This is a genomic window from Peptostreptococcus sp., from assembly GCF_977045075.1.
Genome location: NZ_CDRRTB010000053.1, coordinates 1 through 11,384 on the forward strand (window position 1 = coordinate 1; position 11,384 = coordinate 11,384).

Here is an 11,384-nt window from a genome sequence, read left to right on the forward strand (position 1 = left end):
ACCCTTCATCAGTGTAAGCTAAAATTACTAAAACAAATCAAACAATCAATGGAAAATGGACTTTTTATAAAAAATACAACAAAAAAACGGAAGGAGTTAGAAAATATGACCTTTAAATACGAATCAGACTTTGAGGAAACGTTAATAAACCTCTTATCTAACAAGGGATGGGAAAAGGATGTTATAAAATATCCCACAGAATCTGAGCTATTACAAAACTGGGCAAATATACTGTTCGATAATAACCGTGGTATCGATAGGTTGAATAATTATCCCTTGACTGAAGGTGAAATGCAACAGATTTTAGAACAAATTAACTCCTTGCGTACACCTATAAAACTCAATGAATTTATAAACGGAAAAACTGTATCCATAAAAAGAGATAACCCTGATGATTTAGAACACCTTGGTAAAGAAATTAGTTTAAAGATATATGATAGAAGAGAAATAGCAGCAGGTCAAAGTAGGTATCAGATTGTTCAGCAACCAGTATTTCCAAGTAAGACAAAGATATTGAATGACCGTCGTGGAGACTTAATGCTATTAATTAATGGTATGCCAGTAATTCATATTGAACTAAAGAAAAGTGGTGTTCCGGTCAGTCAAGCCTGTAATCAAATTGAAAAGTACTCAAAAGAAGGAATATTTACAGGTTTATTTTCCCTTGTTCAAGTCTTTGTGGCTATGACTCCTAATGAAACTAGATATTTTGCGAATCCAGGACCAGATGGAAGGTTTAACTCAGACTATTATTTTAAGTGGGCAGATTTTAATAATGAACCTATAAATGATTGGAAGGAAATAGCATCCTCATTATTATCTATTCCAATGGCTCACCAATTGATTGGTTTTTATACAATTGCTGATGAATCAGATGGTATTTTAAAGGTAATGCGTAGTTACCAATATTATGCTGCAAATGCAATTTCAGATAAAGTAGCAAAGATTAAGTGGGATGAAAGCAACCAGCGTGGTGGCTTTATTTGGCATACGACTGGTTCTGGTAAGACAATGACAAGTTTTAAGTCAGCCCAACTTATTGCTGATTCACAAGAAGCAGATAAAGTTGTATTTTTAATGGATAGAATTGAACTAGGGACTCAGTCTTTGGGTGAATACCGTGGATTCGCTGGAGAATCTAAGGGGATAAGTAATGAAGAGTCTAGTGTAAAGTCTACTGAAAATACTTATACACTTATTTCCAAACTAAAGAGTGATTCTTACCTTGATACCTTGATTGTTACTTCTATTCAAAAGATGAGTAGGATAAAGGACGAAGAAGAGGGACTTAAAGCTGATGATATAGAAAAAATCAATAAAAAACGTATTGTATTTATAGTGGATGAGGCACATAGGTCAACTTTTGGAGAAATGCTTCAAACTATTAAAAATACTTTTCCAAAGTCTGTTTTCTTTGGATTTACGGGAACACCTATACAGGATGAAAATGAAAAGAAAATGAGTACTACAATTTCTGTTTTTGGTGACGAACTTCATAGGTATAGTATTGCTGATGGTATAAGGGATAAGAATGTCCTTGGATTTGATATATATAAAGTCATGACCTTTAGAGATAGTGATGTACGTCGAAGTGTTGCAATGGAAAGGGCAAAAGTCAAGGATCGTGAAGATATAAACTTCGATGAAAGAAAAAAAGAAATATATTTTGACTATATGGATTCTTCAAAAGTTAAAATGGCTGGCTACACTAATGATGATGGCAAATATATCAAGGGTATTGAAGACTTTCTACCTAATTCACAATATGCAATATCAGAGCATAGAAACAAGGTTATAGAGGATATAGCGGATAAGTGGTTCGATTTAAGCCGAGGGTCGAAATTTCATGCTATTTTGGCAACTAGTAGTATACCGGAGGCAATAGAATATTATCATTTATTTAAAGAAAAGTTGCCTTGGTTGAAGACAACATGCCTATTTGACCCCAATATTGATGCTAAGGGTATTTCTGAAAAAGAACGCGACAAAGCACAGTATAAACAAGATGGTCTAGTAGAAATTATAGATGATTATAATAAGAGATATGAACAAAATTTTTCTCTAGGAACACATGCGGCCTTTAAAAAGGACCTTGCTTTGAGATTGGCACATAAAGAATACTATAAGGCTATTGATAGGCAACCTGATAAGCAGCTTGACCTCCTAATAGTTGTAGATCAAATGCTCACTGGCTTTGATTCAAAGTGGGTGAATACTTTGTATATCGATAAGATGATGGAGTATGAAAACTTAATACAGGCATTTTCAAGGACTAATAGGCTATTTGGGCCAGATAAACCATTTGGGACGATTAGGTATTATAGAAAACCTCATACAATGGAAAGAAATATAAACCAAGCAGTAAGTCTTTATTCCGGAAATAAATCTATAGGGCTTTTTGTAAATAAGATACACAAGAATATAGAAAAAATGAATGTATTATTTGCTGATATAAACGAATTATTCAAAAATGCAAATAGGGCGGACTTTTCAAAGCTTCCAGATGATAAAAGGGTTGTTGCCAAGTTTGCTTCTCTATTCAAAACACTGAATGAGCATTTAGAGGCAGCAAAGATACAGGGATTCAAGTGGTCAAATCCTTCATGTGAAATTGAAAAAGAAAATGGTGAAAAAGATCTAGTTACACTGGATTTTGACGAAACACAATATCTTGTTTTAGTTCAGAGATATAAAGAAATACATCGTAATGATTCTGAATCAATTAAGGAAGATGTACCATTTTATCTTGAAGGATACATCACTGAAATTGATACAGGAAGAATAGATTCTGACTATATGAATAGCAGGTTTGAAAAGTATATAAAGGTATTACATAATGATGAGATATCGAAGGAATTTAAGGAAGATGCATTAAATGACCTTCATAATACTTTTGCAACATTAAATCAAGAAGAACAAAAATATGCAAATATTTTTCTACATGACCTACAAAGAGGTGATGTATTCCTTAAAGAAGGTAAAACTTTTAGAGATTACATAACTGACTATCAGTTTAAGGCAAAGAATGACCAAATCCATAGATTTGCAGAGGCACTAGGTTTAGATGAAGAAAAGCTTAGGACCATGATGGACTTAAAATTGACTGAAAGTACCATAGATGAGTTTGGAAGACTCGAAATCTTGAAAGCTACCAAGGATAAAGATAAAGTAAAGGCTTATTTCCAAAAGAAAGAGGGAATTGAAATAAGCAAAGCTAGAGCAAATATTAAGGCTGACAAGTTGATTCGTGAGTTTATTTTAAAGGGTGGTATTGATATCTAGTTAGTAACATCAGACATTTTAGTTATTTCAAAAAAATAATAGGGCATTTTCCTTGTCAACGTGAGCCATTTTCTATAAATGGGAGGAAAAAATGAAAAATAAGAAAGAAAATACAGAGTTATTCTGTGATTATTACGAAAAATGGATTTCTGTATATAAGGAAGGCGCTATTAGGGATGTAACCTTAGATAAGTATAAAATGACTCAAAGATGGCTTAAAAAACTTGCTCCAGACTTGAAATTATCTGGACTCAACAGAATTTCATACCAACAGATTTTAAATGACTATGCTATAACTCATGAGCGACAAACAACTATGGATTTTCACCACCAATTAAAGGGGGCCATTTTAGATGCTGTTGATGAAGGCTTGATTGACAGAGATCCAACTAGGAAGGCCATAATTAAAGGCAAGACTCCGAGCGAGAATAAGAAAATAAAATACTTAAACCAGTTTGAATTACATACGCTTATTTCTACACTCAACCTATCTTCTGAGATAAGTTGGGATTGGTTTATATTACTTGTTGCTAAGACAGGTTTAAGGTTTTCAGAGGCACTTGCCCTAACACCAAAGGATTTTGACTTTGCACATCAGTCAATTTCTGTAAGTAAGACATGGAACTATAAGGGTGAAGGGGGATTTATGCCGACAAAGAACAAGTCATCAGTTAGAAAAGTTCAGATTGATTGGCAAATGGTAATTCAATTTTCTGAACTAATTAAAGGCTTATCAGAAGAGGAGCCAATATTTGTAAAAGGAAAAGTTTATAATTCGACTGTTAATGATATATTATCTAGATATTGCAAAAGAGCAAATGTACCTGTAATTTCAATTCATGGGCTAAGGCATACTCATGCATCAATACTCTTGTTTGCAGGAGTTTCTATTGCTAGTGTTGCAAGACGCTTAGGACATTCTAGTATGAACACGACTCAAAAAACATACTTACACATTATTCAGGAGTTGGAAAATAGGGATATTGATTTGGTAATGCGCTCATTATCAGTTTTAAACTAGTATAAAAAATATAATGGCTTACGTTGGTAAAACCAAACACCAAAAAAGTGTAAAGGTAAAATACTTTACACTTTTTTCTTAAAATGCTTGACTTTTTATAAACCTTGGTTTATCATATTACTTATGTAAAGTGTAAGACCTTTACAGATAGGAGGCAGTATGGATATTCAAAAGATGGTAGAAATCGAAATACTGTATAGTCAATACGGTCCCTTGTTGACAGACAAGCAAAGGGATATCTTGTCTATGTACTATGAAGAGGACTACTCACTAGGAGAGATCAGTAATATACTAGGGACATCTAGGCAGTCCATATTTGATTCCTTGAAGAGGTCGGAGAAGTCTCTAAGAGACTATGAGGCCAAGCTAGGTATGGTAAAAAAGTTCAAGAATATAGATGAAGAGATTAACAAGCTAGCTGATAAGGTAGAAAACTTAGGCAAGAAAAGTGGTAACCTTGAGGAATCAAGTCAGCTTATAGAATTAATTGACAAGATTAGGGAGTTGATATAATGATATTTGAAGGATTATCAGATAAACTTCAAAACGCATTTGGAAAACTTAGGTCTAAGGGAAAACTGACTGAGGCTGACGTTAAGACAGCCATGAGAGAAGTTAAGATGGCCCTTTTGGAGGCGGATGTTAACTTCAAGGTTGTAAAGGACTTTGTGAAGGTTGTCCAAGAGCGTTGTGTAGGCGAAGAGGTACTAAAGAGCTTGACACCAGGTCAGATGGTGGTAAAGATTGTAAATGAAGAACTTACAGCCCTTATGGGGGATGTACAGAGCAAGCTTACATATTCACCACAGCCACCGACTGTTATAATGATGGTTGGTCTACAGGGTGCAGGTAAGACTACAACTTCTGGTAAGCTGGGTGGTTACCTAAAGAAGGAAGGCAAGTCGCCACTACTGGTTGCCTGTGACGTTTACAGGCCAGCAGCCATTAAGCAGCTTCAGGTTGTGGGTGAAAAGCTAGACCTACCAGTATTTACTATGGGAGACCAGGTTTCACCAGTGGAGATAGCCAAAAAAGCCCTTGAACATGCTAAGAGCCACTCAAATGATGTGGTTATTATAGATACAGCAGGTAGACTACATGTTGATGAAGTCTTGATGCAGGAGTTAAAAGATATAAAAACTCAGGTAAATCCTCAGGAAATTTTATTGGTAGTTGACTCAATGACGGGTCAGGATGCTGTAAATGTTTCTGAGAGTTTTAATGAGATACTTGGTGTTGACGGGGTAGTTTTAACTAAGCTAGACGGTGATACCAGGGGTGGTGCAGCCTTATCAATAAGGGCTGTAACACAGAAGCCTATCAAGTTTATAGGTATGGGAGAAAAGCTTGATAACTTGGAACCTTTCTATCCTGATAGGATGGCCTCTAGAATACTTGGTATGGGAGACGTACTAAGTTTGATAGAAAAGGCTGAATCAGCCCTTGATATGGAAAAGGCCAAGGAGTTAGGTCAGAAGTTAAAGAAGAATGAAATGGACTTTGAAGACTTCTTGATGCAGCTAGAACAGGTTCAAAACCTGGGCCCACTAGACAAGCTTTTAGAATTAGTGCCTGGTATGGGTAACCTAAAGGGTCAGATAGGTGACCTGGACAGCAAGGGCAAGGAAATAAATAGGACTAAGGCTATTATCCAGTCCATGACCCTAGAGGAGAGAAGGAATCCACAGATTCTAAATGCCTCTAGAAAGAAGAGGATAGCAAGAGGTAGTGGTACTAGTGTCCAGGATGTGAACAGACTGATTAAGCAGTTTAATGAAATGAAAAAAATGATGAAGATGTTCCAGTCAAGTGGAATGATGGGCAAGATGAAAAAGGGTGGTTTCCCTGGTATGCCTAAGTTACCTTTCTAGGTTAGCATATTCATTGTTTAGAATAAATTATATTAATATTAAATTTTTGGAGGTATTTTGAAATGGCAGTTAAGATAAGATTAAGAAGAATGGGAACTCATAAGAGACCTTTTTACAGAGTAATAGTAGCAGATGCTAGATCGCCGAGAAACGGTAGATTTATTGAAGAAATAGGATACTATAACCCATTAACAGAACCTAAGCAGGTTAAGATTGACGAAGAAAAGGCAATCAAGTGGTTGGTAACAGGTGCGCAGCCTACTGAAGTTGTTAAGAAGTTATTCGTATCAAACGGAATAATTGAAAAGTTTGAAGCAGCTAAAGAATCTAAGTAATTTTTGGTGGAGACGATAATATGAAACAACTAGTAGAAGGAATAGCAAGAGCTCTTGTTGACAATCCTGATAAAGTGCTAGTCGAAGAAATTGTGGACGGCAAGGAGATCCTACTTAAGCTAAAGGTTGATGACTCGGATATGGGTAAGGTAATCGGCAAGAAGGGGAGAATTGCTAAATCAATAAGAACTGTATTAAAATCAGTGTCCAACAAGAAGAAAGTAAATGTAACATTAGAAATAGTAGAGGATTAGGCTTGCCTAATCCTTTTTTACTAAAAAATATATTTATCTTAGTGACTAGGCTTATTTAAGAGGAAAGCATTAACAGAAGTGCTAGGAGGTAATTAAGTGACTGATAAATTGGAATATTTTAAGCTAGGTAAGATAGTGACTACCAGGGGCTTAAAAGGAGAAATTAAAATATACCCCCATACAGACAAGATAGATAGGTTCAAGGACCTTGAATACTTTTTTATAGCCAATGATAGGGAACACAAGTACCTAGTAGAAAGAGCTGTAACTGCATCCAACAATTCTATAGTTGTTAAGTTGAAAGGCTATGACACTATTGAATCGGTTCAGGCCCTGATTGGTAAGTTTATATTTGTCGATAGGGACAAATCATATCAACTGGATGAGGATGAATTTTTTATAGCTGATATGATTGGTATGGATGTGGAGACCCTAGATGGTCAAAAGGTTGGAAAATTAGTCGATGTTCTGCAATATGCAGCAAATGACGTATATGTGGTTAAGGGAGAGGATTCTAAGGAGTACCTTATCCCTGCAACATACGAAATTGTGCCGGATATTGACACAAAAAATAGGTTGATGAAGATCAAGCCTATACTGGGACTTTTGGACTAATGAGAATACACGTGATGACACTTTTCCCAGATATATTTGCTGCATACATAGGGGAAAGCATGATAAAAAAAGCAATAGACAATGGAATTTTAGAGATTAATTTATTTAATATTCGAGATTTTTCGGAAAATAAGCATAAGAAGGTAGACGACTATCCATTTGGGGGAGGGGCAGGCATGGTGATGACAGCCCAGCCTATTATTTCCACATATGAGCATATAGTTGATACTTACGGTCTAGACAAGCCTAGAGTTATATATCTTTCACCTAAGGGTAGGATATTTAACCAGGAAATGGCTAAGGACTTTGCGCATTCTGATGACTGTATCTTTCTGTGTGGCCACTATGAGGGCATAGACCAGAGGGTTATAGATATGATAGTTACTGAAGAAATATCAATCGGTGACTATGTACTTACTGGAGGAGAGCTCCCCGCCCTGACCATGATTGATGCCATATCTAGGTTGATACCAGGTGTTTTAAATAGGAATGAGAGCTTTGAGGATGAAAGCTTAGAGAATAATCTACTTGAGTATCCCCAGTATACTAGGCCCAGAGACTTTAGGGGGGTGGAAGTACCACCTGTCTTAGTGTCAGGCAATCATGGTAACATAGACAAGTGGAGACTAGAAGAGTCTAAGAAGATAACGAAGGATAGGAGGCCAGATTTATGGGACAAGTACCAGGCCTCTCACAGGGAAGATAATAAAAAAAAGAGACGAACTCGAAAGGCGGATTAATATGGAAAATAGAAAAAAAGTTAAGGCGATAGGTATAGAGACCTTTGTCTTTCTAACGATATTTATTGGAGGATTTTCTTGGTTAGGTAGTGTGATGGGTGTAGGACCAATGTTTAAGACAATGATGGCTACAGCTCATGACCTCCTACTGAATACAGTATTTTTAATAATGGCGATGGCAGTTCTAGCGGGTGCTATCAGTAGTTTACTATCAGAATTTGGGGCTATAGCCTTGATCAACAAAATATTTGCACCTTTGATGAAGCCAATTTGGGGCCTACCAGGAGCAAGTATAACTGGTGTTGTTGCTACATACCTATCTGATAACCCAGCAATTATACCATTCGCTAAGGATAAGACATTTACACAGTATTTCAAGAAATACCAGGTACCAGCCCTTTGTAACATAGGTACAGCTTTTGGTATGGGTCTTATAGTTACAACGTTTATGATAGCCCAGGGTAAGGAATATATAGTACCAGCCTTAATAGGTAATGTGGGAGCTATAATAGGTTCTATTATAAGTGTTAGACTAATGTTAAGACAGACTAAAAAGTACTATGGTGCCCAGGCCATGGAGCCATATGATGAAAGTCTAAGTGGGGCTGACATGGATAGTCAGGCAGAGTTTAGGCTAGTAAGAGAAGGTAACCTATTCCAGAGAGTTCTAGACTCATTACTAGAGGGTGGTAAGAACGGTGTTGAAATGGGTGTAGCTATTATACCAGGTGTTTTAATCGTTTGTACCCTAGTTATGATGCTAACTTTTGGACCAGGAGAAAAGGGATATACAGGCGCTGCCTATGAGGGTGTAAAGTTGCTTCCATATATAGGACAGAAGATAAGTTTTATACTTGAACCACTATTTGGATTCAAGTCACCAGAGGCTATAGCCTTCCCAATAACAGCCCTAGGAGCAGTTGGAGCGGCTATCTCACTAGTACCAGAGTTTATTAAAAACGGGGCAATAGCTCCAAATGATATAGCTGTATTTACAGCAATGGGTATGTGTTGGTCAGGCTACCTAAGTACTCATATAGGTATGATGGATGCCCTAAAGTCAAGAGACCTAGCAGGTAAGGCAATCCTTGCCCACACAATAGGAGGTTTGTGTGCAGGTATTTCTGCTCACATAATATTTATGCTAATTGCCCACTAAAGACAATTTATTAAAACTTAATTAGACATGAAAAAGGCTATGCTTAAAATCTTATATTTAGAGCATAGCCTTTCTTTTATCTAATTTATGTATAGATTTTTCTTGCTAGAGGGGGCTATTTAACAAGGGCCTTGTGGAATTTCTTTTTACCCTTCTTAATTATAACACCTTCCTTAAGGTCATCTAGGCTGATTGTAAGGTTAAGGTCATCAACCTTCTTGTCAGAAATCGTAAGACCTCCCTGCTGAACAAGCCTTCTTACTTCACTCCTAGATGGTACTAGATCACATTCTAGCATTAGGTCAGTAACATTTATTACACCATCAGTAAGCTTAGTTGGGTCTATTTCAGTAGTAGGCATATTAGAATCATCTGCACCACCAGCAAATAGGGCCTTAGATGCTTCCTGAGCCTTCTTGGCATCTTCTTCAGAGTGGACTAGTTTAGTCATTTCATAAGCAAGTAGTTCCTTTGCTTCGTTTAACTTGGCACCCTCCCAGGCTTCCATAGGCTTGATTTCTTCAAGTGATAGGAAAGTTAACTTCTTGATGAAGTTGATAACATCAGCGTCATCTACATTTCTCCAGTACTGGTAGAAGTCAAATGGGGAAGTCTTGTTAGGGTCAAGCCATACAGCTCCACCTGCAGTTTTACCCATCTTAGTTCCGTCTGCCTTTGTAAGTAGAGGAATTGTCATTGCATGGGCATCTTGACCTAGCTTTCTACGGATTAATTCAGTACCGCCAAGTAGGTTAGACCACTGGTCGTTACCACCTAGCTGTATGTTACATCCGTATTCTCTAAATAGGTGGTAGAAGTCATATGACTGCATTACCATGTAGTTAAATTCAAGGAATGATAGGCCCTTTTCCATCCTGTTCTTGTAGCATTCAGCCCTTAGCATGTTGTTAACAGAGAAGTGTGGACCAACCTCTCTTAACATTTCTATATAGTTAAGCTGAAGTAACCAATCTGCATTGTTGACCATAATAGCCTTGTCATCACTGAAGTCTATAAATTTAGACATCTGGACCTTGAAACAGTCACAGTTGTGCTGGATAGTTTCCGGTGTCATCATAGTACGCATATCAGTACGGCCAGATGGGTCACCTATATAACCTGTACCACCACCGACTAGGACAACTGGCTTGTTACCGGCTAACTGTAGCCTTCTCATTAAGGCTAGGGCCATGAAATGACCAACATGTAGTGAGTCTGCTGTAGGGTCAAAGCCTAGATAGAATATTGCCTTACCAGTATTTACTAGATTTTTAATTTCTTCTTCGTTTGTTATTTGGGCAATTAAGCCACGTGCTTGTAGTTCTTCAAAAACTCCCATTAGTACACCTCTTTCTTAAAAATAATATTCCTAAATCAAATAAGTATATAATTTTGTAATAAGTCCACATATATTATACACTATATAAATACAAAATAAAAGTGGGGCAAATTATAAAAGGCTTCCTACACCTGTGTAAGAAGCCTTAATTATCAGTTTGTATTAGGGCTCCTTTTATTATCAATGGAAATAGAGCCACTAGATTTTGCTATGTGACCCTTAACTCTTATAATAATAAACGTAACCAAAAATTGCCATATTTAACTTGCTTGTTGAAATGTCTATATTGTTTCTTTTCATTTTGGTTACCTCCCTTAAAAATTTATTAGTAATTGTAACACTTATTACTGATATTGTCAATATAATTCCTAATATTTTTGAAATTCATAGATAGTTCTATCCTATTTTGTAGGTGGAAAATAAATGGTTTATTTAGGTATTTTTTTGTACTCTCAATATTATGGTAGGATATATTTTTCCTAATATTTACTAGTAGTGATTGTATATACTGATACGGCTATTAAGTTTGCATTTGAAGTATACTTCCTATTTTTTCAAAACCAAGCAATATAGACAAGAAAATTTTTTATGAAAAAATGATAAAATAGCATTAAAAGTATTGACAATACTATTATCTAAGGGTATAATGTAATGGTTATTGAGTACGGGCGTACCTCTTTTACAAAGGTCAAGTATTTATGTACGTCTATGATATTAGGAGGAAGAAATGAACGAATTAATTAAGGCTATTGAAGCCGCACAGGTAAA

Annotated in this window: 10 protein-coding genes; 9 read left to right on the top strand and 1 reads right to left on the bottom strand. The window is 36.3% G+C overall.

What is annotated here, in order from left to right:
• Positions 1-105: 105 nt before the first annotated feature.
• From ACW6OJ_RS05395 to ACW6OJ_RS05435, 9 genes are all read left to right on the top strand, one after another.
• Positions 106-3,282, top strand: coding sequence for a type I restriction endonuclease subunit R (locus tag ACW6OJ_RS05395; RefSeq protein WP_456095968.1), 3,177 nt, complete (start codon positions 106-108; stop codon positions 3,280-3,282).
• A gap of 91 nt (positions 3,283-3,373) precedes the next feature.
• On the top strand, positions 3,374-4,303 hold the full coding sequence (locus ACW6OJ_RS05400) for a site-specific integrase (protein WP_455104815.1): 930 nt from the start codon (positions 3,374-3,376) through the stop codon (positions 4,301-4,303).
• Between the two features lie 159 nt (positions 4,304-4,462).
• A complete protein-coding gene (gene ylxM, locus ACW6OJ_RS05405) occupies positions 4,463-4,816 on the top strand; it encodes a YlxM family DNA-binding protein (protein WP_007790391.1) in 354 nt (117 codons plus the stop codon).
• Positions 4,816-6,174 (top strand): signal recognition particle protein, encoded by a 1,359-nt coding sequence (ffh, locus tag ACW6OJ_RS05410; RefSeq protein ID WP_455104814.1) that lies wholly within the window; start codon positions 4,816-4,818, stop codon positions 6,172-6,174. Before ylxM ends, ffh begins: the two co-directional genes overlap by 1 nt.
• Before the next feature lie 62 nt (positions 6,175-6,236).
• On the top strand, positions 6,237-6,509 hold the full coding sequence (gene rpsP / locus ACW6OJ_RS05415; RefSeq protein WP_036762526.1) for a 30S ribosomal protein S16: 273 nt from the start codon (positions 6,237-6,239) through the stop codon (positions 6,507-6,509).
• A gap of 20 nt (positions 6,510-6,529) precedes the next feature.
• Positions 6,530-6,763 carry a KH domain-containing protein gene (locus ACW6OJ_RS05420; RefSeq protein WP_293430131.1) on the top strand — a complete coding sequence of 78 codons (234 nt, stop codon included), beginning with the start codon at positions 6,530-6,532 and terminating at the stop codon, positions 6,761-6,763.
• A gap of 96 nt (positions 6,764-6,859) precedes the next feature.
• On the top strand, positions 6,860-7,378 hold the full coding sequence (rimM, locus tag ACW6OJ_RS05425; protein WP_455104813.1) for a ribosome maturation factor RimM: 519 nt from the start codon (positions 6,860-6,862) through the stop codon (positions 7,376-7,378).
• On the top strand, positions 7,378-8,118 hold the full coding sequence (gene trmD / locus ACW6OJ_RS05430; protein WP_455104812.1) for a tRNA (guanosine(37)-N1)-methyltransferase TrmD: 741 nt from the start codon (positions 7,378-7,380) through the stop codon (positions 8,116-8,118). Before rimM ends, trmD begins: the two co-directional genes overlap by 1 nt.
• 1 nt (position 8,119) lies before the next feature.
• On the top strand, positions 8,120-9,277 hold the full coding sequence (locus ACW6OJ_RS05435) for a CD0519/CD1768 family membrane protein (protein WP_456095969.1): 1,158 nt from the start codon (positions 8,120-8,122) through the stop codon (positions 9,275-9,277).
• A 115-nt stretch (positions 9,278-9,392) separates the two neighbouring features.
• On the opposite strand, the gene tyrS is transcribed toward ACW6OJ_RS05435, so the two are convergent.
• Entirely contained in the window at positions 9,393-10,616 is a 1,224-nt protein-coding gene (gene tyrS, locus ACW6OJ_RS05440) for a tyrosine--tRNA ligase (RefSeq protein WP_314495602.1), read from the bottom strand.
• Between the last annotated feature and the right edge of the window lie 768 nt (positions 10,617-11,384).

Excerpts from the sequence above, each read along its gene's own strand:
- ACW6OJ_RS05395 (WP_456095968.1), top strand. The coding sequence starts at position 106 with ATGACCTTTAAATACGAATCAGACTTTGAGGAAACGTTAATAAACCTC.
- ACW6OJ_RS05400 (WP_455104815.1), top strand. The coding sequence starts at position 3,374 with ATGAAAAATAAGAAAGAAAATACAGAGTTATTCTGTGATTATTACGAA.
- ylxM (WP_007790391.1), top strand. The coding sequence starts at position 4,463 with ATGGATATTCAAAAGATGGTAGAAATCGAAATACTGTATAGTCAATAC.
- ffh (WP_455104814.1), top strand. The coding sequence starts at position 4,816 with ATGATATTTGAAGGATTATCAGATAAACTTCAAAACGCATTTGGAAAA.
- rpsP (WP_036762526.1), top strand. The coding sequence starts at position 6,237 with ATGGCAGTTAAGATAAGATTAAGAAGAATGGGAACTCATAAGAGACCT.
- ACW6OJ_RS05420 (WP_293430131.1), top strand. The coding sequence starts at position 6,530 with ATGAAACAACTAGTAGAAGGAATAGCAAGAGCTCTTGTTGACAATCCT.
- trmD (WP_455104812.1), top strand. The coding sequence starts at position 7,378 with ATGAGAATACACGTGATGACACTTTTCCCAGATATATTTGCTGCATAC.
- ACW6OJ_RS05435 (WP_456095969.1), top strand. The coding sequence starts at position 8,120 with ATGGAAAATAGAAAAAAAGTTAAGGCGATAGGTATAGAGACCTTTGTC.
- tyrS (WP_314495602.1), bottom strand. The coding sequence starts at position 10,616 with ATGGGAGTTTTTGAAGAACTACAAGCACGTGGCTTAATTGCCCAAATA.